Annotated in this window: 16 protein-coding genes; 12 read left to right on the top strand and 4 right to left on the bottom strand. The window is 67.7% G+C overall.

The features are described from left to right. The first annotated feature begins 18 nt into the window (after positions 1-18). Together AC07WJ_RS10640 and AC07WJ_RS10635 are read left to right on the top strand one after the other, a co-directional pair. Positions 19-1,215, top strand: coding sequence for a helix-turn-helix domain-containing protein (locus AC07WJ_RS10640; protein ID WP_494934536.1), 1,197 nt, complete (start codon positions 19-21; stop codon positions 1,213-1,215). 415 nt (positions 1,216-1,630) lie between these two features. Next, positions 1,631-9,205: an autotransporter domain-containing protein gene (locus AC07WJ_RS10635; protein ID WP_494934535.1), complete on the top strand. Its 7,575-nt coding sequence runs from the start codon at positions 1,631-1,633 to the stop codon at positions 9,203-9,205. A 97-nt stretch (positions 9,206-9,302) separates the two neighbouring features. On the opposite strand, the gene AC07WJ_RS10630 is transcribed toward AC07WJ_RS10635, so the two are convergent. Then, the gene (locus AC07WJ_RS10630) at positions 9,303-10,007 is read right to left on the bottom strand and encodes a DJ-1/PfpI family protein (protein WP_494934534.1); all 705 of its coding nucleotides are present in this window, start codon (positions 10,005-10,007) and stop codon (positions 9,303-9,305) included. Positions 10,008-10,091: 84 nt separating this feature from the next. Between AC07WJ_RS10630 and AC07WJ_RS10625 the strand changes: the two genes are divergently transcribed. Next, entirely contained in the window at positions 10,092-11,063 is a 972-nt protein-coding gene (locus AC07WJ_RS10625; protein WP_494934533.1) for a GlxA family transcriptional regulator, read from the top strand. Positions 11,064-11,146: 83 nt separating this feature from the next. Here AC07WJ_RS10625 and AC07WJ_RS10620 read toward each other — a convergent pair whose 3' ends face one another. Beyond that, positions 11,147-12,448, bottom strand: a complete 1,302-nt coding sequence (locus AC07WJ_RS10620) for an MFS transporter (RefSeq protein WP_494934532.1) — start codon at positions 12,446-12,448, stop codon at positions 11,147-11,149. 384 nt (positions 12,449-12,832) lie between these two features. On the opposite strand from AC07WJ_RS10620, the gene AC07WJ_RS10615 reads away from it, so the two are divergent. The 8 genes from AC07WJ_RS10615 (at position 12,833) to AC07WJ_RS10580 (ending at position 19,216) form a co-directional block, all read left to right on the top strand. Then, positions 12,833-13,465: a 50S ribosomal protein L25/general stress protein Ctc gene (locus AC07WJ_RS10615; protein WP_494934531.1), complete on the top strand. Its 633-nt coding sequence runs from the start codon at positions 12,833-12,835 to the stop codon at positions 13,463-13,465. A gap of 140 nt (positions 13,466-13,605) precedes the next feature. Continuing rightward, entirely contained in the window at positions 13,606-14,217 is a 612-nt protein-coding gene (gene pth, locus AC07WJ_RS10610) for an aminoacyl-tRNA hydrolase (RefSeq protein WP_494934530.1), read from the top strand. Between the two features lie 67 nt (positions 14,218-14,284). Continuing rightward, positions 14,285-15,382: a redox-regulated ATPase YchF gene (gene ychF / locus AC07WJ_RS10605; RefSeq protein ID WP_494934529.1), complete on the top strand. Its 1,098-nt coding sequence runs from the start codon at positions 14,285-14,287 to the stop codon at positions 15,380-15,382. A gap of 8 nt (positions 15,383-15,390) precedes the next feature. Next, positions 15,391-15,870: a MaoC family dehydratase gene (locus AC07WJ_RS10600; RefSeq protein WP_494934528.1), complete on the top strand. Its 480-nt coding sequence runs from the start codon at positions 15,391-15,393 to the stop codon at positions 15,868-15,870. Further along, entirely contained in the window at positions 15,863-16,324 is a 462-nt protein-coding gene (locus AC07WJ_RS10595; protein WP_494934527.1) for a MaoC family dehydratase, read from the top strand. The genes AC07WJ_RS10600 and AC07WJ_RS10595 overlap by 8 nt, the downstream gene beginning before the upstream one ends. 114 nt (positions 16,325-16,438) lie before the next feature. After that, positions 16,439-17,500 (top strand): LysR family transcriptional regulator, encoded by a 1,062-nt coding sequence (locus AC07WJ_RS10590; RefSeq protein WP_494934526.1) that lies wholly within the window; start codon positions 16,439-16,441, stop codon positions 17,498-17,500. A gap of 101 nt (positions 17,501-17,601) precedes the next feature. Beyond that, complete coding sequence (locus tag AC07WJ_RS10585) at positions 17,602-18,027, top strand: hypothetical protein (protein WP_494934525.1); 426 nt, start codon at positions 17,602-17,604, stop codon at positions 18,025-18,027. Positions 18,028-18,328: 301 nt separating this feature from the next. Then, on the top strand, positions 18,329-19,216 hold the full coding sequence (locus AC07WJ_RS10580) for an alpha/beta hydrolase family protein (RefSeq protein ID WP_494934524.1): 888 nt from the start codon (positions 18,329-18,331) through the stop codon (positions 19,214-19,216). On the opposite strand, the gene AC07WJ_RS10575 is transcribed toward AC07WJ_RS10580, so the two are convergent. Together AC07WJ_RS10575 and AC07WJ_RS10570 are read right to left on the bottom strand one after the other, a co-directional pair. Next, complete coding sequence (locus tag AC07WJ_RS10575) at positions 19,213-19,758, bottom strand: adenine phosphoribosyltransferase (protein ID WP_494934523.1); 546 nt, start codon at positions 19,756-19,758, stop codon at positions 19,213-19,215. The two genes, AC07WJ_RS10580 and AC07WJ_RS10575, sit on opposite strands and share 4 nt — an antisense overlap. 118 nt (positions 19,759-19,876) lie before the next feature. Next, a complete protein-coding gene (locus tag AC07WJ_RS10570; protein WP_494934522.1) occupies positions 19,877-20,782 on the bottom strand; it encodes a LysR family transcriptional regulator in 906 nt (301 codons plus the stop codon). Between the two features lie 120 nt (positions 20,783-20,902). Between AC07WJ_RS10570 and AC07WJ_RS10565 the strand changes: the two genes are divergently transcribed. Next, a complete protein-coding gene (locus AC07WJ_RS10565; RefSeq protein WP_494934521.1) occupies positions 20,903-22,078 on the top strand; it encodes an MFS transporter in 1,176 nt (391 codons plus the stop codon). Positions 22,079-22,100 lie beyond the last annotated feature (22 nt).

The raw sequence follows: 22,100 nt of genomic DNA, 5'->3' as shown, positions 1-22,100 counted from the left end.
CACGAGCCGAAATCGTCGATGCGCGGCTCCGCGCGCCGAGACCTTTGCGGCCTGAAGCGAGCCGCCGCCGACGAGCCTGCGCCCGGGCAAGATCGCGCGACTCTTCATTTGCCTTTTCGCCGGCGGCAATCAAAGATTGCGGTGCAGCGACGCGAGCGAACCTTGGCGACGAACGGGGCGGCGAACATTTTGAGCCAGAATATCCCGCAGTCCAACTTCGACCTGACTGAGCTTCCTGTCAAAGCCGGCATCGAAGCCTGGCAGGAAGGTTTGGGCAGCATGTACAATATCAAGTTGCACAACCAGCCGGAACGACCCATCCATATTCGTTCGCGCGCGTCGCACTTCGACAGCTTCATCTTCGGCTCGCTGGAAGTCCGGGTGAAGCAGCAGGTGGGCCGTTCGCGCGCGCAAGCCGCGCGCGACGGCCTGGACAGCTACACGCTGCATTTCCACGCCCGGGCGTGTGGCATTTCGCGGGACAACGGCCCTTATCGAGAGATCGAGCCGGGGGACCTGCTGATCCTCGACCAGACGCAGACAAGCTCGTCCTGGCTCAATGGCCAGGACGATCTCTTTCTCGTGGTTCCCCGGCCGGTTCTGGCGCCGCTGCTCAGCGCGCCGGACGAGCACAATGCACAGGTCATTTCCGGCAGGAACCCGCTGGTATCGCTGTTCCGCAGCCACCTCTATGCGCTGTACCAGGCCACGCCGGACCTGAGCCCGGAGGCCGCGCGCGCCGTCATTCGCCCGACGCTCGATCTTGCCGCGGCGGCGATCAATGGAAGCGCGCATGACGGCCAGTCCGCCACCTTGCAATCGGCGCTGACGGCGCGGATCTGCCGTTACATCGAGGATCATGCCCTGGAACCCGACTTGGCCGCGGCCAGGATCGCGGCCGCCTTCGGCATGTCCCAGCGCAAGCTCTATTATCTGATGGGCGCCCATGGCGGCGTCGCGGCCTATATTCAGGAGGTGAGACTACGCCGCGCCAAGGCCGCGATCGTCGCGCCGATCTTGCGGCACTTGTCGATCGCCGAGATCGCCGGCGATTTCGGCTTTTCGGACCCGACCAATTTCAGCCGCGTCTTTCGCCGTGCCTTCGGGATGAGCCCGCGCGAGATGCGGGCCTTCGCCGCCGAAGGCAGGCAGGGTGACGTCACCGGACGCCGCAACGCGCGCAGCATGTGGGATTGGATGCGGCACCTGCGCTGACGCCGGTGTCGGTGATTCGAAGAACCGCCAGGACGGAACCTCGTCCGGCCGCGTTTGCAGTGGCAGACGAAAATTTTGCGCCCATTGCCAAATTTGCGGGGGCCACCACCGTTTCTCTGGCAAACGCCCCGTTTTGAACCTCAAAGTGAAATGCGAGAGGCATTCGCGTCCGGGCGGATGCGCAATTTCGTGCGCGCGACGATGCCTGTGACCCGCAGGAGTTCGAACCTGCGCTCGTTCTCTCCGCTTGGACCGAATAAGGCGGCCAGGACGCCATTTTCGACTGTGTTCCGGTTCTACCGAACTCCTGGGCCGCGAAGTGGGGCGAACGATTGGGGGGCGATTGATCGCACTGGGGAAAGCCGGAGCTTCGAGGCGTGTGCGGGACGCCGGCGCGTCCGCGCCGCATGGGAGCATGGGCCGGGCCAATCTGCTTGGCTCCTGCTCGCTGATCGCGTTGCTGCTGGGTGCAACCTCTCCGGCGGTTGCGCAGTCGATCCCTCCAGGCGTCGCCATCGATGCGACCGACACCGACGTCTCGCCGTCGTCACCCCATCCGACGAGGTGGAGCTTCAACGGATTGGATCTCCATATCGGCCAAAGCGGCCGAGGCGCGCTGACCATCGGCGCGGGCGGAACCGTCACCAATTTGAGCGGCCATATCGGCCTCATTGACGGCTCCGCCGGCACCGTCACGGTGGCCGGAGCGGGCGCGCTCTGGCTCAATCTCGGCAACCTCGCCGTCGGCGATGGCGGCCGAGGCGCTCTGATCATCGGCGCGGACGGGTTCGTCACCAACGGGGAAGGCGCTATCGGCTATGGCGCTCATGCGGTCGGCACGGTCAGTGTGGCCGGAGCGGGCGCGCGCTGGGAAAATTACTACGGCCTCGCCGTCGGCCTTGACGGTCAAGGCACATTGTCAATCGGCGCAGCCGGGACGGTCACCAACAGATATGGCGGCACTATCGGCGCCAACGCCGGCTCGATCGGCACGGCGACGGTGGCCGGAACCGGCGCGCGCTGGGAAAACTCCGGCGACCTCACCATCGGCAATTCCGGCCGAGGCATGCTGACCATCGGTGCCGGTGGAACCGTCACCAACGGGGGCGGCACGATCGGCTCCGTCGCCAGCGCGGTCGGCACGGTCACGGTGGAGGGGCTGGGCGCGACCTGGGCCAATTCCGGCGACCTCACTGTCGGCAATTCCGGCCGGGGCTCGCTGACCATCGGCGCGGGCGGAACCGTCACCAATGGGGCCGGCATGATCGGTGCTGTCGCCAACGCGGTCGGCGCGGTCACGGTGGAGGGGCTGGGCGCGACCTGGACCAATTCCGGCAACCTCACCATCGGCCGGTCCGGCCAAGGCACACTGACCATCGGCACGGATGGAACCGTCACCAATGGGGGCGGCGCTATCGGCTATGACATTGGCTCGGTCGGCAAGGTCGCGGTGGCCGGAACGAACGCACGTTGGGCCAATTCCAGCGACATCATAGTCGGCCGAGGCGGCGAAGGCACGCTGGGCATCGGCGCGGGGGGAACCGTCACCAATGGGGGTGGCGCTATCGGCTATGACAATGGCTCGGTCGGCACGGTGACGGTGGAGGGCGCGGCCTGGACCAATGCCGGCAATCTCATTGTCGGCTTTGGCGGCCAGGGCACGCTGAGCATCGGCGCGGGCGGTGCCGTCGCCAACGCGTTCGCTCATGTCGGCTTTGACGCGACGGCGGTCGGCACGGTGACGGTGGCCGGAGCGGGCGCGCGCTGGACCAATGCCAACGAACTCACGGTCGGCTATTCGGGCCACGGCACGCTGGGCATCGGCGCAGGCGGTGCCGTCACCAATGGGTTCGGTACTATCGGCGCTGCCGCGGGTGGCGTCGGCGTAGTCACTGTGGAGGGGCTGGGCGCGACCTGGACCAATTCCGGCGGCCTCACCATCGGCCGGTTTGGCCAAGGCACACTGACCATTGGCGCAGGCGGGACCGTCACCAATGGGGCCGTCACCATCGGCAGGATGGCGGCCGGCGTCGGCACGGTCACGGTGGCGGGCGCGGACGGGCGCTGGGACAATTCCGGCGACCTCTTTGTCGGTCAGGAGGGTCAAGGCAGCCTGACCATCGCCGATGGCGGGACGGTTTCGAGCGCGGCCGGTTCCGGCCTCGTCCATCTGAGCTATGCGCGCGATTCAGTGGGAACGCTGACCATCGGCACGGCATCGGGCGGCGCGGCGGCCGGCTCGCTGGAAGCCGCCGAGATACGGTTCGGCGCCGGGACGGCCAAGCTCGTCTTCAACCATACCGATACCGGTTATCGTTTCGCGCCCAACTTGGTGAGTGCGGGAACCGGCCTCCATACAGTGTCGCATCTGGCCGGCACGACGCTGCTCACCGGCGATAGCGCGGGCTTTGCCGGCACGACGACGGTCACGGGCGGCACGCTGCTGGTCGGCGATGCGACGGGCGGCACGCTCGGCGGCATCGTCAATGTCGCCAGCGGCGGCACGCTCGGCGGCGCGGGCACACTCACCGGCACCGTCACGGTCGATGGCACGCTTTCGGCCGGCAACAGCCCCGGCACATTGACCTTTGCCGGCAGCCTGACGCTCAACAGCGGCGCGCGGACCGTGTTCGAGCTGAATACGCCGGGCATCGCCGGCGGCTCGGGCCTGACCACCGGCAACGACCTCGTCAAGGTCGGCGGTAATCTCAGCCTCGGCGGCACGCTCGAAGCCCATGTCGCCTCGGCCGGCTATTATCGGCTGTTCGACTACGGCACGCGGACGGCGGGCAGCACCTTCGCCGCGGAAACCGTCACCTCGAGCCGGGCCGGCTTCACCGTCGCCAGCCATCAGGTCCAGTACGGCATTCCCAATCAGGTCAATCTGTCGGTGCTGGGTACTGGCCAGACCATGCAGTTCTGGGACGGCGCGGACACCGTGGGCAACGGAGCCGTCGATGGCGGCAGCGGCACCTGGGGATCGGCTTCCAACTGGACGGGCCAGCCCGGACAGGCAAACATCAACGGCACCTGGGGCGGCTCGGTCGGCGTGTTCATGGGCGCGGCCGGAACCGTCACCGTTTCGGGCACGCAGAATTTCGACACGCTGCAGTTCTCGACCGATGGCTATCGCCTCAGTGGCGGCACGCTCGCCTTTAATCCTGCTTCCGGTTCAACCGCGACGATCCGGGTCGACAGCGGTGTCGGCGCCACGATCGGCTCGGTCCTGACCGATGGCGCCGGCAACAGCCTGGCCAAGACCGGCGCCGGCACGCTGACGCTGACCGGCGCCAACAGCTATTCCGGCGTCACCACGGTGAACGCCGGCGTGCTGAACATCCAGAACGGCAGCGCGCTGGGAACGAGCGCCGGCGGAACGATGGTGGCGAGCGGCGCCGCGCTCGAACTGGTGGCCCCCTCGGGCGCCCTTGGTTTTCTGACGATCGCCGGCGAGGCTCTGAGCCTCGCCGGAAGCGGCATCAACAATGGCGGCGCGCTGCGCAGTATTGAAGGTGACAACACCTATGCCGGCGCGATCACCTTGGCGGCGGCGACCCGGATCAATTCCGACAGCGGCACGTTGCGGTTGACCGGCGGCATCAGCGGCGCGCACGACCTGACGCTGGGCGGCGCAAGCGCTGGTTTTGTCACCGGCGTGACCAATGTGACCGCCCTGACCAAGGACGGAGGCGGATACTGGACGCTGTATGGCGCGAACAGTTACAGCGGCGCCACCACCATCATCGCCGGCGCGCTCATTGGCTATGGCGCCAATGCGTTCAGCGCCGCGAGCGCGCATATCCTGGCCAACGGCGCCACGCTCAAACTCGACGGTTACGATCAGGAGATCGGCTCGCTCGCCGGCGACGCTGGCGCCGTCGTCACGAACGGCAATCGCAACGCCACCTTGACGACGGGCCGGGACAACAGCTCGACCGTTTACGCCGGAACCATCCAGGGCGGTGGCGGCAATCCATTTCCACCTGGCCCCATTCCATCGGGCGGCGCGCTGTCGCTGACCAAGACCGGTACGGGAAGACTGACGCTGACCGGCGCCAGCGGCTATACCGGCGTCACCACGGTGAATGCCGGTGTCCTCAACATCCAGAACAGCGGCGCGCTGGGTTCGATCGTAGCCGGAACGGTGGTGACGAGCGGTGCCGCGCTCGAATTGGAGAACACCACCTTCATGGCGATCGCGGGCGAGACTCTGAGCCTCGCCGGCAGCGGCATCAACAACGGTGGTGCACTGCGCAATGTCTCGGGGCACAACACCTATGCCGGCGCGATTACCCTGACCGCGGCAACCCGGATCAATTCCGACAGCGACACGTTGCGGTTGACCGGCGGGATAAGCGGCGCCCACGACCTGACGCTGGGTGGCCATGGCTTGGGCTATGTCGACGGCGTGAACGGTGCCATCTCACTGACCAAGGACGGCACCGGGGACTGGGTTCTGACGGGCACCAATACTTACTTCGGCGCCACCATGGTCAATGCCGGGACATTGATCGGCGGCAACGCAAACGCACTCAGCCCGGCGAGCGCGCTTGTCCTAGCGGGCGGCACAATGCTCAGTCTCGGCGGCTCCGATCAGGAAATAGGCTCGCTCGCCGGCGCCGCCGGTGCCCTTGTCCGCACCTTCGCCACCATATCCTCGACCCTGACCACTGGCGGCGACAACCGGTCGACCGACTATGCCGGAGCGATGCAGGATGGCGTCGGCGTATTTGGTGCCCGGTTGGCGCTGACCAAGACGGGCACGGGGGTGATGACGCTCTCCGGCACCAGCAGCTATACCGGCAATACCAACGTCAATGGCGGTGAGTTGCGCGTCAACGGCTCGCTCGGCGCCACCGCCGTCGCGGTCAATGCCGGGGCCACGCTGTCGGGCACCGGAACCATTGGCGGCGCCGTGACCGTCAATAATGGCGGCACGCTGGCTTCAGGCAACAGCCCGGGCACGCTGACCTTGACCGGTAACCTGACGCTCGCCGGCGGCTCGCGGAGCCTGTTCGAGCTGAACACGGCAGGTATCGTCGGCGGCTCGGGCCCGGCCAGCGGCAACGACCTGATCAAGGTCGGCGGCACCCTGACGCTCGGCGGGACGCTCGAAGCCCATGTTGCCTCGGCCGGCTATTACCGGCTGTTCGACTACGGCACCCTGGCGTCCGGCAGCGGCTTCGACGCGGAAACCGTGACCTCGAGCCGGGCCGGCTTCACCGTCGCCGGCCATCAGGTGCAATATGGCATTGCCGGCCAGGTCAACCTGTGGGTGCTCGGCGCCGGCCAGACCATGCAGTTCTGGGATGGGACGGAGACGGTGGGCAACGGAGCCGTCGATGGCGGCACCGGCACCTGGGGCTCGGCCGCCAACTGGACCGGCCAGCCCGGCGCGGCCGGTATCAACGGCCCCTGGAGCGGCTCGGTCGGCATCTTCGCGGGCGCGGCCGGAACCGTCACCGTCTCGGGCATCCAGGGTTTCGACACGCTGCAGTTCTCGACCGACGGCTATCGCCTGAGCGGCGGCACGCTCGCCCTCAATCCCGCATCCGGCACGACCGCGACGATCCTGGTCGACAACGGCGTCGGCGTCACGATCGGCTCGGTGCTGGCGGACGGCACGGGCAACGGCCTGACCAAGACCGGTGCCGGCACGCTGACGCTGACCGGCGCCAACACCTATTCCGGCGGCACCACGATCAATGCCGGTGTTTTGTCGGTTGCCGCCGATGCCAATCTCGGTGCGGCCGCGGGCGGGCTCGCCGTCAACGGCGGCGCGCTCGCCACGACGGCAAGCTTCGACACGGCGCGCGCGGTCACGCTCGGCGCGGGTGGCGGCGGCTTCGATGTCGGGGCGGCAACCACGCTGAGGCTCTCCGGCACGGTCTCCGGCCCCGGCGATCTGGTCAAGCAGGGCGCCGGCACGCTGGAGCTGACCGGGGCCAACGGTTACCGCAATACCCTGGTTCAGGCCGGCACGCTGATCGGCAATGCCGCCTCGATCGGCGGCAATATCGGCACGGCCGGCACGGTGGTGTTCGACCAGGCCCCCAATGCCGGCTTCGCCGGCGACATCACCGGCCTATCCGGCCATGCCGGCGCGATGGTCAAGCGCGGCGCGGGAACGCTGACGCTGACGGGAAATTCCGTCCTCGACTGGTCGGTGGAAAGCGGCGGGCTGACCTCGGCCACGAGCCGCTTTGGCGGCAATGTCGCCATTGCCGCTCCCGGGGCGTTCGGCTTCGAGCAAGCCAGCAACGGCACCTATGCCGGCATCGTCTCGGGCTCCGGTCGTCTTGCCAAGACCGGGACCGGCCATGTGCTGCTGACCGGCGACAGTTCGGGTTTTGCCGGCCTGACCACCATCAGCGGTGGTGCGCTCAGCGTCGGAGATGCCTCGGGTGGGGCGCTCGGCGGATCGATCATCGCCGCCGCCGGTGGCTTGCTCGGCGGCATCGGTACGCTCGGCGGCGCCGGCTCCACCGTCACCATCGCCGCCGGCGGCATCCATTCGCCGGGCAATTCCATCGGTACCCAGACCATTGCCGGCAACTATGCCAATCACGGCACACTGCGCGTCGAAGGCACGCCCACCCAGACCGACAAGATCGTCGTCGCCGGCAGCGTCGACGTCGCGGGCGCCACCCTCGACCTCGTGCTGTCCCCCATGACCGCCACGAGCTGGAGCATCGTCAACGGTCCCTTCACCATCATCGACAAGCAGAGCGCCGGCGCGGTCACCGGCACCTTCGCAACGATCACCAGCAACCTGATCTTCCTCGATCCGCGCCTGAATTATGCCGGCGGCGACGGCAATGACGTGACGCTGCAGCTGACGCGCAACGACCTGACCTTCGCCGGCGCCGGCGCGACCCGCAACCAAATCGCCACCGGTACCGCGGTCGAGACGCTGCCCAACACCTCGCCCGTCTGGCGCGCAATCGCGCTGTCGACCCGCCAGGAGATCGTGCGCCGGAGTTTCGACCAGCTCTCGGGCGAGATCCACGCCTCGGCCAAGACGGCGCTGGTCGAGGACAGCCGCTTCGTCCGCGAGGCGGCGACCGACCGGCTGCGCGCGGCCTTCGGCGCGGTGGCCGCCGTCACCTTCCCTGTCATGGCCTATGCCGGAGGCGACCCGATACCAGTGGCGGCCACGACCGATCGCCTGGCCGTCTGGGGCCAGGGCTTCGGCGCCTGGGGCCACATCAAGAGCGACGGCAATGCCGCCCGCCTCGATCGCTCCACCGGCGGCTTTTTCCTCGGCGCCGACGCGCCGGTTTTCGACATCTGGCGGGTCGGCCTGCTCGCCGGCTATAGCCGTGCCACCTTCGCCGCGCGCGACCGCGCGTCGTCGGGCGGCAGCGACAACTACCATCTCGGTCTCTATGCCGGCACCCAATGGGGCCAGCTCGGCTTCCGCTCGGGTCTCGCCTATACGTGGCACGCCGTCTCGACCGGTCGCAGCGTCCTCATTCCCGGCTTCAACGACAGCCTGAAGGCCAGTTACAACGCCGGCACCTTCCAGGCCTTCGGCGAACTCGGCTACCGGGTCGAGCTGCTCGCGGCCGCGGCCCTGGAGCCCTTCGCCAACATTGCCCATGTCAGCCTGGCGAGCTCCGGCTTCACCGAGCGGGGCGGCGCGGCGGCGCTCAGCGGTTCCGGCCAGACGACACAGGCGACCTTCACCACGCTCGGCCTGCGCGCCGCCTCCAGCTTCGACCTCGCCGGCGTTCGCGCCACCGCGCGGGCAACGCTCGGCTGGCGCCATGCCTTCGGCGACATCAACCCGCTGGCCACCCTGGCCTTTGCCGGCAGCAGCGCCTTCACGGTCGCCGGCGTGCCGATCGCCAAAAACGCCGCCGTCGTGGAGGCGGGCCTCGATCTCGCCCTGTCGCCAGCGGCGACCTTCGGCCTGTCCTATTCCGGCCAGATCGCCAGCGAGGCCCAGCAGCACGGGTTCAAGGCCAACCTGGCGGTCCGCTTCTGAACCGGGTGCGAAGCGTCGCGGCGCCCGCTTCGGCAGCAGCCTAGGCCGCCGAGCAGGACGGCCGCGACCACGCCCCGGTGCATGGCCTCGCCCGCCCTCAGGCCGCCGCGCGCTTTCCCGCGGCATAGGCTTCCGCCGCCTGCTCCACCTGGGCCCGCCGTACCTTGTTGTTCGCTCCACTGATCGACGCCACCATCGCGTAGATCTCGGTCGGCGCGGTATCCGGATGACCGGCGTTGAACGGCGGCGCCGGTGCATATTCGAGGCCGAGCTGAATGGCCTGCGCGACGCCGGCATCGGCCAGCTCGGCCGCGAGCGTGATGGCGAAATCGATACCGGCGGTGACGCCGCCACCGGTGATCAGATCGCCGTCACGGACCACCCTGCCCCGATCCGGAATGGCGCCGAACAGGGGCAGGAACTCGCGCCAGGCCCAGTGGCAGGCCGCGCGCCGGCCTTCCAGCAGACCGGCGGCGCCCAGGATCAATGAGCCCGTGCAGACCGACGTGACATAACGTGCGCCGGTCGCCAGGCGCCGGATCGCCGCCATGAAAACCGGATCCTGCATGGCATGGGTGCAACCGCTGCCGCCCGGCACACACAGGACGTCGCAGCGCTCGATCTCCTCCAGGCATGCGAGATCGGCGAAGGTCAGGCCGTCCGCCTTGACCGGCAAGCCGCCGACCGAGGCGACCGTCAGCGTGGCGCCGGGCAGACGCGACAGAAACTGGTGGGGGCCGGTAAAATCGAGATGGGTCATGCCGGCGTAAAGCGGGAAGACCATGGAGATGGGCGTGGTCATCGGAAGCCTCCAGGGAGTGTTGACCGATAAAGTCTCGCAGGTCACCAGCTTGACTTGAATGACTTTGTTCCCTCAATTTACGACATGACCAAAGCGATCGGCTTTCTCGTCTTCCCGTCCTTCCAGATCCTCGACCTGACCGGTCCCTTGGCGGTGTTCGACGCGCCGGCCCGCGCGCTCGCGATGGCCCCCTATCGCCTGACCGTTCTGTCCGAGCATGGCGGGCTGGTCACCAGTTCCTCCGGCCTGGAGGTGATGACCCAGGCGTTTGACGACCAGCCGCTCGACACGCTGATCGTCGCCGGCGGCGCCGGCACGCGCGAGGCGGCCAGGAGCGGCGGCCTCCTTGGTTTCCTGCGCGCCGCGCCGCCACGCTGCCGGCGCGTCGCCAGTGTCTGTACCGGCGCCTTCATCATGGCGGCGGCCGGCCTGCTGGACGGGCGCCGCGCCACCACCCACTGGCACTATGCGGCCTCGCTGCAGCGGCACAATCCACGCATCCGCGTCGACGCCGACCGGATCTTCACCAAGGACGGGCCGATCTGGACTTCGGCCGGCGTCAGTTCGGGCATCGACCTGGCTTTGGCGCTTGTCGAGGAGGATCTCGGCCTCGATATCGCACGTGCCATCGCCCGCCACCTCGTGGTCTATCACCGCCGGCCGGGGGGCCAGTCGCAGTTTTCGACGCTTTTGGAACTCGATCCGCCGTCGAGCCGGATCCGCGAGGCGCTGACCTATGCCCGCGATCACCTGCACGAGACCTTGAATGTCGAGCGCCTCGCCGACGTCGCCTGCCTCAGCCCGCGCCAGTTCGGCCGTGCCTTCCTGGCGGAGACCGGCCAGACGCCGGCCAAGGCGGTGGAGCGGCTGCGGGCCGAGGCCGCGCGCGCCCGCATCGAAGCCGGCCGGCAGCCGATCGAGGACATCGCGCGCGATGTCGGCTTCACCGATCCCGAACGCATGCGCCGGGCCTTCGTCCGCGCCTTCGGCCAACCACCCCAGGCGATCCGCCGCGTCGCGCGGGCGGCAAGCGGTGCGGCGGGCGCCGGAGAATAGCCCCGGAAGGGGCCTTGGGAGAACTCACCGGCACGGCCGAGGCCGCGCCTGCATTCGGCGCGCCGCGCGCGATCGCCCTCCCCTCATTCAGCCGGCGTCACCACCGCTGGGGCGGCCATGCGCCGGGCATTGGCAAGAGCCGCGATCATGCCGATGACGGTCGCGCCCGCGACGTAATGCGCCGGGCCGAGCTTGTCCGAGGTCAGCAGCACCTGCACGGCAATGGGCGTGAGGCCGCCGAACACCGCATAGGCGATGTTGTAGGAGAACGACACGCCGGAGAAGCGCACCGGCCCCGGAAAGGCGCGCACCATGATGACGGGCACGATGGTGATCATTCCCGCGGCAAGGCCGGCCAGGGCATAGAGCGGCACCAGATTGGCGGGATTGGCGGCAGTGCCGACGAACAGGCCATAGGTCGCCGCGATCATCAGCGGGCCGGTGACGAGACTGACCGCCAGCACGCCGAAGCGGTCGATCAGCACGCCGACGACGACGGCGGAGACCGTGATGGCGAGCGTCGCGGCGACGCTGCCGAGCAGCGTGGTCAGGGGCGCGATGCCATGCAGCCGCTGCATCAGGGTCGGCGTGGTCAGGATGACCACCACCACGATGGCGGTGAGCATCCAGGTCGCCAGCATGGAAACGACGACCGCCGGGCCATGGCCGGACAGCACCTGCTTCATCGGCATGTCCTGAACCGTCGCCTTGCGGGCGCGCATGGCCTCGAACACCGGCGTTTCCGACAGCCACCGGCGCAGATACATCGCGATGAAGCCGAAGACGCCGCCGACCAGGAACGGCACGCGCCAGGCCCAGTCGTGAATGGCCGCCGGCGAATAGACATAGTTGATGGCGGTCGCCATCAGCGATCCCAGCAGGATGCCGCCGGTCAGCCCTCCGGTCAAAAGCCCGCAGGCGAGACCGACGCGGTTCTCCGCGACATGCTCGGAGACGAAGACCCAGGCGCCCGGGGCTTCGCCGCCGATGGCCGCACCCTGGAAGATGCGCATGACCAGCAGCAGGACCGGCGCGGCATAACCGATGTTGGCATAGGTCGGCATCAGGCCGATCAGCAAGGTCGGCACGGCCATCATGAAGATGGACAGGGTGAACATGCGCTTTCGGCCGGTCTTGTCGCCGAAATGCGCCATGATGATGCCGCCGAGCGGACGCGCCAGATAACCAGCCGCGAAAATTCCGAAGGTCTGGATCTGCTCCAACCATTCCGGCATGTCCGGCGGAAAGAAAAGCTTGCCGATGACGGCCGCGAAAAACACATAGATGATGAAGTCGTAGAATTCGAGCGCACCGCCCAGCGAGGCAAGTGCAAGCGTTTTCGCGTCGCCCTTGGTCAAGGGACGGTTGGCGGCAATAGCGGTCATGAAGTAACAATCCTGAAATTTAGCACGACATCTGCGAATTTTGCTGTCGTTTACCGCATGGTGCAGCGCAACACCATGACCCAAAGCCATGACAGCCATTGGCTCACCGCATGGGTTCGAGCCCCCCTGCTGCGACAGCTCCTCGCCTTGGCCGGAACACGAGCCTGGAGAGCCATGACGTGGCGACATATGTGCAGATCGAATAGATTGCCGGCGAACAGACATCCGCGATACCGCGGCCGGCACTCCGACGGCGAAGCGGCGCCATCCGCGCTTCACCGTTGCCCCGCGCCGCCGTTTCGGCTATAGCCCGCCCGTCCCGTGGCATATCTCCGCACCCCTGGAGGCATTGGCCGCGGGTCTTTTCATTTGGAGACTAAGACCATGGCTGCCATCAAACAGATGTCGGCGACGGTCCGCGCGAACGGCGGCAAGGGGGCCGCACGCGCCGAACGTCGTGAGGGCCGCGTGCCCGGCGTCATCTACGGGGACAAGAAGTCCCCCGTGCTGATCTCGCTCGACTACAAGACCCTGCACCAGCGCATCTATGCCGGTCACTTCCTCTCGACCGTGTTCGAACTCGAAGTCGAAGGCCAGAAGCATCGCGTCATCCCGCGCGACTATCAGCTGGACCCCGTCAAGGATTTCCCGATCCATGTCGACTTCCTGCGGCTTGGCGAAGGCGCCGAGATTTCGGTCGACATTCCGATCCACGTGAAGGGCGCCGACGTTTCGCCCGGCATCAAGCGCGGCGGCACGATCAACCTGGTCGAGCACTCGATCACCCTGCTCTGCAAGGCCGACTCGATCCCCGAGGCCGTCGATATCGACGTCTCCGAACTCAATCTCGGTTCTTCGGTCCACCTGAACGACGTGGTTCTCCCGGCTGGCGCCCGCGCCACCACCAAGGACAACCCGACGCTTCTGTCGATCGTCGCGCCGTCGGGCTTTGCCGAGCCTGAGGCAGCCGCTGCCGAGGCAGCGCCCGCGGCAGCCGCTCCGGCCGCCAAGAAGTGAGCCTTGCGGGGCTTCCTGCCCCGCTTGCTCGATCGATCGGGGCCCTCTCTCGCGAGAGGGCCTTTTTCGTTTCGATACACTGAGACACACTGGCATCGGCCGACCATCCGGCAACCGAGGGCCACGCGAAGAGGCATGTGATGATCCTCATGGCCGGCCTCGGCAACCCCGGGGCCAAATATGCCGGCAACCGGCACAATATCGGCTTCATGGCGGCGGAGGCGATCCACCGGCGGCATCGTTTTTCCCCCTGGCGCCAGCGTTTCCAGGGCTTGGCCGCCGAAGGCACCATTGGCACCGAGAAGGTGCTGCTGGTCATGCCCGGCACCTATATGAACGAGAGCGGCCGCTCGGTCGGCGAAGCCATGCGCTTCTTCAAGATCGAACTCTCCGGCGTCGTCGTGTTCCATGACGAGCTCGACCTGCCGCCGGCCAAGCTCCGGGTGAAGACCGGCGGCGGCAATGCCGGCCATAACGGCCTTCGCTCGATCACGGCGCAATGCGGCAACGACTATCGCCGCGTCCGCATGGGCATCGGCCATCCCGGCGACAAGGCGCTGGTTCATGCCTATGTCCTGAACGACTTCGCCAAGAGCGAACAGCCATGGGTCGAGGACCTCTGCACGGCGGTCGCCGACGCGGCCGATCTCATTGCCGCCGGCGACGACACCACCTTCCAGAACCGCGTCCATCTCGCCATGGACGGCCGCGGCTGGGGCGAGGTGAAACGCATCGGCGAAGCCAAGGCATGACGCGAGGGTTGACACCCTGCCCCCGGCGCTCGACAAGGCGCCCAACCAACCAACGGATCTGATCGCCATGGGCTTCAAATGCGGCATCGTCGGCCTGCCGAACGTCGGCAAGTCGACCCTCTTCAACGCCCTGACGCAGACCGCTGCGGCGCAGGCCGCCAATTATCCCTTCTGCACGATCGAGCCGAATGTCGGCGATGTCGCGGTGCCCGACCCGCGCCTCGACCAGCTCGCCAGCATCGGCAAGTCGCAGCAGATCATTCCGACCCGCATCACCTTCGTCGATATCGCCGGCATCGTCCGCGGCGCCTCCAAGGGCGAGGGCCTGGGCAACCAGTTCCTGGCCAATATCCGCGAGGTCGACGCCATCGCCCATGTGGTGCGTTGCTTCGAGGATGGCGACATCACCCATGTCGAAGGCAAGATCGACCCGATCGCCGATATCGAGACGATCGAGACCGAACTGATGCTCGCCGATCTCGACAGCCTGGAAAAGCGCGTCGTCGGCCTGGAGAAGAAGGCCAAGGCCGGCGACAAGGAGGCCAAGGAAGCCGTCGACCTGATCAACCGCGCGCTGGTGCACCTGCGCGACGGCCGCCCGGCCCGCGTCACCGAGGTGAAGCCGGAGGAGCAGAAGGCCTTCGACATGCTGAACCTGCTGACCAGCAAGCCCGTTCTTTACGTCTGCAATGTCGAGGAGGCCTCGGCCGACCAGGGCAATGCCTTCTCGGCCAAGGTGTTCGAGCGGGCCAAGGCGGAAGGCGCCAAGGCGGTCGTCGTCTCCGCGCAGATCGAAAGCGAGATCGCCGTCATGGCGGCCGACGAGCAGAAGGACTTCCTCGATGCGGTCGGCCTGGCCGAGCCCGGCCTCAACCGGGTGATCCGCGCCGGTTACGAGCTCCTGGCGCTGGTCACCTATTTCACCGTCGGGCCGAAGGAGGCGCGCGCCTGGACCATCACCAAGGGCACCAAGGCGCCCCAGGCGGCCGGCGTCATCCACACCGACTTCGAGAAGGGTTTCATCCGCGCCGAGACCATCGCCTTTGCCGACTATACCGCGCTGAACGGCGAAGCCGGCGCGCGTGATGCCGGCAGGCTGCGTCTCGAAGGCAAGGACTATGTCGTCGCCGATGGCGACGTGCTGCATTTCCGCTTCGCCAACTGAGGCCCGCCATGGCGCCGCGCATCGCCTTCGAGGATTTCGTCGCCGGCCAGGTCGACAGCTACGGCGCCTATCCGGTCACCCGCCAGGAGGTGATCGACTATGCCAGCGAATTCGACCCGCAGCCGTTCCATCTCGACGACGAGGCCGGCCGGACATCCCTGCTCGGCGGGCTTGCCGCGTCCGGCTGGCATTCCTGCGCCATCCTGATGCGGCTGAACTGCGATCACTTCATCACCGATTCCACCTCCATGGGCGGCCCCGGCATCGACGAAATGAAGTGGCTGAAGCCGGTCTTCCCCGGCGACGTGCTGTCGGTCCGCCGCGCGATCCTGGAGGCGCGGCCCTCGGCCTCCAAGCCGGACCGCGGCATCGTCCGGTTCCGTTTCGAACTGCTGAACCAGAGAGGCGAGGTGGTGCTGGTTCAGATCAACCCGATCATGTTCGGCCGGCGCGAAGCGGGTGCTGCCCAGGGAGCCAGCCATGTATGACGACATCGTCATCGGCGAGCGCGAAGAGCTCGGCTCGCACACCTTCACGGCTGAAGCCATCATCGCCTTCGCCCGCAAATACGACCCGCAGCCCTTCCACATCGACGAAGCGGCGGCCAGGCGCAGTCATTTCGGCGGGCTGATCGCCTCGGGCTGGCATACCGGCGGCGTCTGGATGCGGCTGCGCGTCGAGCGCTGGAAGGCGATCGCCGCCGAACGGGCGGCCCAGGGCCTGGCGCCGCAGCAGAACGGTCCCTCCGGCGGTTTCAGCAATCTCGCCTGGTCCAAGCCGGTCTATGCCGGCGACACCGTGACCTATGCCTCCGAATTCACCACCAAGCGCCTGCTGACCTCGCGGCCCGGCTGGGGCGTGGTGCTGAGCCGCAATACCGGCGTCAACCAGCACGGCGACCTGGTGTTTTCCTTCGAGGGTTCAGTGTTCCTGCCGCGCTGAAATCCGTCGGCCCCGACGGACCGGCATGTCCCCTAAGCCAGCCGGCAACGCGCGTCTTGATCATTCCGCCGATCAGCCGGATGACCTCAGCCCGTTCATGAGCCGCGAGCCTGCGTGCCTCGGCATAGGAATAGTGGCGGCGGCGGTCGATCCACTGGGTCATGTCGAGCCTCTCGACGGATCGGGCCCTCCGATCCGCCGCGGCAATCTATCTTTTTCTGTTCGTTCAAAAATCATGCTAGAATTCAGCATTGCAGTGAACCGCAGGCACAAATGGATCGCGCGGCGGAAATGGAAATCCTGGTCGCGTCGGTCGATCACGGCGGGCTCACCGCGGCTGCCGAAAGACTCGATCTGACGCCCTCCGCCGTCTCCAAGGCCATAACCCGGCTGGAGGAACGGCTGGGCGTCAAGCTGCTCGAGCGCACCACCCGACGAATCGCGCTGACCGCCGAAGGCCGCGCCTTCTACGATGCCGCCCGCAAGATCATCGGCGCGATCGACGACGCCGAGGCCGGCGTCATGGAGAGCCGCGGCAAGCCGCGCGGCACGCTGCGGATCACGTCCGGCGTGGCTTTCGCAACGAACCTGCTCGCCCCTGTTCTCGCCGATTTCACCGAAGCCTGCCCGGAGGTGACCGTTGAGCTCGGCGTCACCGACCGCACCGTCGATATCCTGGCCGAGAATCTCGACATCGGCATTCGCACCGGGCCGGTCGGCGACGAAAGGCTGGTCGGCCGGCGCTTCGCCGAAGTCCGGCGCGTCATCGTCGCCTCCCCCGCCTATCTCGAACGTCGCGGCCTGCCGCTCTCCCCGGCCGATCTGCCACGACATACCTGCATCACGCCGTCGAACGCGCCGAACCTGGCGTTCTGGCCATTTCGACAAGGAACCGACACCCATCTGATCGAGGTCCGCGGCACGATAACCGTCGACGACGCCGCGAGCCTGCATGCCCTGGCGCTCGGCGGTCTCGGCATTGCCCGCGTCGCTGACGTCATCGTGGCGGGATCACTCCGCGAAGGCCGTCTCGTGGCGCTGTTCGAGGCCGAGCACGTCGCCGAGCCGGTGCCGATGCATCTGGTCTTCCCGCCCGGCCGGCAACGATTGCCCAAGGTGCGTGTCTTCCTGGATTTCATCACGGCACGCTTTGGCAAGAGCCTCGGGCAAGTGTAACAGCGGGCTCCGGCCCGGCAGCAGTCGGGCCCGGCCGCCGCCACAGGACTGAAACACCGCCGCACCACAGTCCGCCCCAACGACCTCGGGGAGACGACGGCATGAGCCTCGCACTTTCGCTGCTGCTGGCCGGCAACCTGACGACAACAGGCATGGCGCCGCCGCCGGCCGGGCATCGCCTGGAGCAGGCCCAATATGTCCAGGACCGGCGCGGTAATCTCACCGGCGAGGGCAATCGTTTCGGCCATGGCTACGACGTCAGCCGCTCGCGTCGCAGCCGGACCACCACCTATACCGGCACAGGCCGCAATTTCGGCGGCGGCTACGAGCAGCGCGGCAACCGCATTACCGGCACCGGCACCCGCTTCGGCGGCGGCTATGACGTCGAGCGCAACCGCGTCGTCGGCACCGGCTCGAATTTCGGCTCCGGCTGGGAGCGGCATCGCGACGGCTCGTGGTACGGCACCGGCCGCAATTTCGGCCGCAGCTGCGCGGCCGGCAGCAATCCGGCGGTGGCCTGCCGGTAGAGTTCGAACCCGTCCGATCGACGCGCAGGCGTCACCGGCGGGCTTCACAGAAGTGGCGCGCTGACCCCCACGCCCCCCCGACGGCGCGCCAACCGGGACTTGGAGCTTCGGCTCCAATGCCCGTCGGAGGCCATGAGCCGGCGCGAGCCGGTTCATGGCCTTCTGCTTTTCGGCGAGGGGCAGCCCCCTTGGTTCTCCCGCGGCACCGACGGCCCCTGTCATACTTGCGACCTGGTTTGAAGCGGCACTATCTGACCCCGGCGACTGCCGTTTGCGATCCGGCATGGAGGTCAGTGTCCCAATGGCTGTTCACAGCGCGCGTTTCGGCCCCGCCAGGGCTATGCTTCCCACCGCCTGGGTCATGTTGTTCTGGGCTCTGGCCGGAACCATGTCGACGGCTCTCGCCCAATTGGCGCCCGGCCCGCAGACACCGTCATCGACCGCGGGCTCAACAGTCTGGGTAACGACGACCCAGCGCCTCAAGACGCGGGTCTACGAAAGCGCCGCCCTGTCGGAACACCCGGTCCTGATCGTCATTGCCCATGGCGATTCGCCGTCCGGGCCGCCGACCTATCAGTATCGGTTTGCCGAGACCGTCGCGGCGGCGGTCCCGGACAGCGTGGCCGCGGCGATCCTCCGGCCCGGCTACAGCGACGGCGTCGATCGCTCCGACGGCGTCCGCGGCGAAACAACAGGCGACAATTATACCCCCGAGGTGGTCGATGCGGTTGCCACTGCGATAACCGAATTGCGAGCCCGCTACCGCCCGCGCCAGGTGATCCTGGTCGGGCACTCCGGCGGTGCCGCGATCATGGCCAACCTGCTGGGCCGCCACAAGGCGGCCGCCGACGCCGCGCTGCTGGTGTCCTGCCCTTGCGATCTCGGCGCCTGGCGCAGGCATATGCAGCAGGTCCAGGGCAGCGCGATCTGGGAACGTCCGGTCCGCTCGCTGTCGCCACTGGCACTGATCGACGGCATTGCCGCCGCGACCCGGATCTCGCTGCTGGTCGGCAGCAATGACCGGGTCACGCCACCGGCCCTGACGCTCGGCTATGCCGAGGCGTTGCGGCGAAACGGCTTGCCCGTCGCGGTTACGGTCGCTCCCGGTCTCGAGCACAATATTCTGCTTGAGCCGGTGGCCCTTGAACAACTCGGGATGATCGTCGGCGCGCCCCCGTCGGCCCCCTAGTGCCCCTCGAAGGCAACCAGCGTCCGCACCGCGACGTTCATGGCCCGGAGCTTGTCGGCCCCGCCGAGGTCCGGCAGGTCGATGATGAAACAGGCGGCCTCGACCACCGCGCCCGCCTCGCGCAGCAGCTTCACCGCGCCTTCGGCCGTACCGCCCGTGGCGATGAGGTCGTCGACCAGAATGACCCGCTCGCCCGGCCTCACCGCGTCGACATGGATCTCCATCTCGTCGGTGCCATATTCCAGTTCGTAGGCCATGCGCATGGTCTTGTAGGGCAGCTTGCCCTTCTTGCGGATCGGCACGAAGCCGGCGGAGAGCTGGTGGGCGACCGCGCCGCCGAGAATGAAGCCACGGGCTTCCATGCCGGCGACCTTGTCGATCTTGCCGCCCGCCCAGGGTTGGACCAGCGCATCGACGGCGCGGCGGAAGGCGCGGGCGTCGCCGAGCAAGGTCGTGATGTCCCGGAACAGGATACCGGGCTTGGGATAGTCGGGAATGGTGCGGACCGCGCGTCTGAGTTCGTCTTCCAATCCGCTCGCCATGCTGGTCTCCGGGCCGCTCCATCCGATCCTCGCGCGAGGATGCGATGTCTCCCTTCATAGGCCGCCGGCGCGCCTCAAGGAAAGCCGGCGACGGATAAGCGCTCGAACCCCGGCATGGTCACAGCCGGATCGTCTCGACGAGATAGTCGAGGAAGGCGCGCACCCGCGCCGGCAGGTGTCCACCCTGGCCGACGAAGATGGCGCTGATGTCTTCGGTGTCGCCGGGATTGTAGCGCTCCAGCACCGGCACCAGCCGGCCGGCCGCGATATCGTCGCGGGTCTGCATGATCGACAGCCGGGCCAGGCCGACACCGGCGAGCACCAGCCCGAGCATGGTCTCGCCGTCGCTCGCCAGCGTATTGCCTTCCGGCGACACCGTGACGATGCCGCCGGCCTCGTCGCGAAACCGCCATCCCTCGACGAGCCGCGTGAAGCCGAAGCCGAGCAGGTTGTGCTGCGCCAGATCCGCCGGCGTCTCCGGCAGGCCATGGCGCGCCAGATAGGCGGGCGAAGCCACCACCGCGACCCGGCTGACGCCGAGCTTGCGGGCCACCAGGCGCGATTCGCGCAAAGGGCCGACGCGGATCGCCACGTCGGCGCGCTGCTCCAGCAGATCCACCACCGTGTCGGTCAGCACCAGGTCGAGCGAGACCTGCGGGTAGCGGGCAAGGAAGTCCGGAACCAGCGGCACCAGGTAGCGCCGGCCGAAAGCGACATTGGCATTGACCCTCAGCCGCCCGCGCGGGCTGGCGCCGGCGGCCGCCTCCCGTTCCGCGGTGTCGAGGTCGCCGAGGATCTGCACCGCCCGCTCGTAGAAGACCGCGCCTTCTGCGGTCAGTTGCAGGCTGCGGGTGGAGCGGTTGATCAGCCGGACCCCGATCCGGGCCTCCAGCCTGGCGATCAATTTGCTCACCGCCGACGGCGTCATCCGGCAGGCGCGTGCGGCCGCCGAGAAGCCACCGAGTTCGGTCACCCGGACGAAAACCTCCATTTCGCCGGAACGGTTGATGTCCTGTCGGCCCATGGTGAATTGAACTCACAAGTTCTAGTCCGAAGGGCATGCTAGTTCACCAATGCCGGCGCGTCCACATGCAGGACAACGCCGGCGAGCCGCCGGCAGCCCTCGCACCTGGCCGGATCCCCCATGCCCCTTGCCCTCTATGCCCTCACCGCCGGCGCCTTCGGTATCGGCGTCACCGAATTTGTCATCATGGGCCTGCTGATCCAGGTCGGCGCCGATCTCGGCGTGTCGATCTCGGCCGCCGGCCTGCTGATCTCGGGTTATGCGCTCGGCGTCGTGGTCGGCGCGCCCCTGATGACCGGGCTGACCGCCCGCTGGCGCCGCAAGACCGTGCTGGTCAGCCTGATGATCGTCTTCACGCTCGGCAATCTCGCCTGCGCTCTGGCGCCCGACTACTGGTCGCTGATGGCGGCCCGGGTGGTGACCGCCTTTGCCCATGGCACCTTCTTCGGCGTCGGCTCGGTGGTCGCGACCGGCCTGGTGGCACCGAACAAGAAGGCCTCGGCCATCGCCATCATGTTCACCGGCTTGACCGTCGCCAATATCCTGGGCGTGCCGTTCGGCACCTGGCTCGGGCAGGCGCTCGGCTGGCGCTCGACCTTCTGGGCGGTGACCCTGGTCGGCCTCGTTGCGGTCGCGGTGATTGCCTTGGCCGTGCCGCGCGACGACAAGCCCGAGGCTTCCGGCAGCCTCCGCGACGACCTCGCGGTGTTCGCCCGTCCGCAGGTGCTGCTCGGCCTCGCCATGACCGTGTTCGGCTGGATCGGCGTCTTCGCCGTGTTCACCTATATCGCGCCGATCCTCACCGGCATCACCGGTTTCGCCGATGCCGCGGTATCCCCGATCCTGCTGGTCTTCGGCGCCGGCCTGGTCGTCGGCAATCTCGGCGGCGGCAAGCTCGCCGATCGCTGGCTGATGCCCTCCGTGCTCGGCACGCTGGCGCTGCTTGCCGTCGTGCTCGTGCTGATGACCTTCGCCATGCATGACAAGGTCGCCGGCGTGATCTTTGTCGGCCTGCTCGGGATCGCCGCCTTCGCCACCGTCCCGCCCTTGCAGATGTGGCTGCTGCAAAAGGCCGAGGGCGCAGGCCAGAGCCTCGCCTCCAGCCTGAACATCGCCGCCTTCAACCTCGGCAATGCCATTGGCGCCTGGCTCGGCGGCGCGGTGATCGATCACGGGCCGGGGCTCGCGGCCCTGCCCTGGGTCGCGGCGCTGGCGCCGCTGATCGCGCTGGCCATCGCGCTCGCCAGCCGGCGGCTGGAAGAGCCCCGGCTCGCGATCGCACCCGAATGTCGCTGACCCCCGGTCGTCCGATCACATC

This window comes from Phreatobacter sp. GW821-FHT04C01, assembly GCF_059420385.1.
This window is presented reverse-complemented; position numbering and strand designations above follow the sequence as displayed.

Bases quoted from the DNA above. Each gene is read 5' to 3' on its own strand.
- AC07WJ_RS10615 (WP_494934531.1), top strand. From the start codon at position 12,833: ATGGCTGCCATCAAACAGATGTCGGCGACGGTCCGCGCGAACGGCGGC.
- AC07WJ_RS10580 (WP_494934524.1), top strand. From the start codon at position 18,329: ATGGCTGTTCACAGCGCGCGTTTCGGCCCCGCCAGGGCTATGCTTCCC.
- AC07WJ_RS10620 (WP_494934532.1), bottom strand. From the start codon at position 12,448: ATGACCGCTATTGCCGCCAACCGTCCCTTGACCAAGGGCGACGCGAAA.
- AC07WJ_RS10630 (WP_494934534.1), bottom strand. From the start codon at position 10,007: ATGACCACGCCCATCTCCATGGTCTTCCCGCTTTACGCCGGCATGACC.
- AC07WJ_RS10565 (WP_494934521.1), top strand. From the start codon at position 20,903: ATGCCCCTTGCCCTCTATGCCCTCACCGCCGGCGCCTTCGGTATCGGC.
- AC07WJ_RS10570 (WP_494934522.1), bottom strand. From the start codon at position 20,782: ATGGGCCGACAGGACATCAACCGTTCCGGCGAAATGGAGGTTTTCGTC.
- AC07WJ_RS10600 (WP_494934528.1), top strand. From the start codon at position 15,391: ATGGCGCCGCGCATCGCCTTCGAGGATTTCGTCGCCGGCCAGGTCGAC.
- AC07WJ_RS10635 (WP_494934535.1), top strand. From the start codon at position 1,631: ATGGGCCGGGCCAATCTGCTTGGCTCCTGCTCGCTGATCGCGTTGCTG.
- AC07WJ_RS10640 (WP_494934536.1), top strand. From the start codon at position 19: ATGCGCGGCTCCGCGCGCCGAGACCTTTGCGGCCTGAAGCGAGCCGCC.
- AC07WJ_RS10585 (WP_494934525.1), top strand. From the start codon at position 17,602: ATGAGCCTCGCACTTTCGCTGCTGCTGGCCGGCAACCTGACGACAACA.
- pth (WP_494934530.1), top strand. From the start codon at position 13,606: ATGATCCTCATGGCCGGCCTCGGCAACCCCGGGGCCAAATATGCCGGC.
- AC07WJ_RS10625 (WP_494934533.1), top strand. From the start codon at position 10,092: ATGACCAAAGCGATCGGCTTTCTCGTCTTCCCGTCCTTCCAGATCCTC.
- ychF (WP_494934529.1), top strand. From the start codon at position 14,285: ATGGGCTTCAAATGCGGCATCGTCGGCCTGCCGAACGTCGGCAAGTCG.
- AC07WJ_RS10595 (WP_494934527.1), top strand. From the start codon at position 15,863: ATGTATGACGACATCGTCATCGGCGAGCGCGAAGAGCTCGGCTCGCAC.
- AC07WJ_RS10575 (WP_494934523.1), bottom strand. From the start codon at position 19,758: ATGGCGAGCGGATTGGAAGACGAACTCAGACGCGCGGTCCGCACCATT.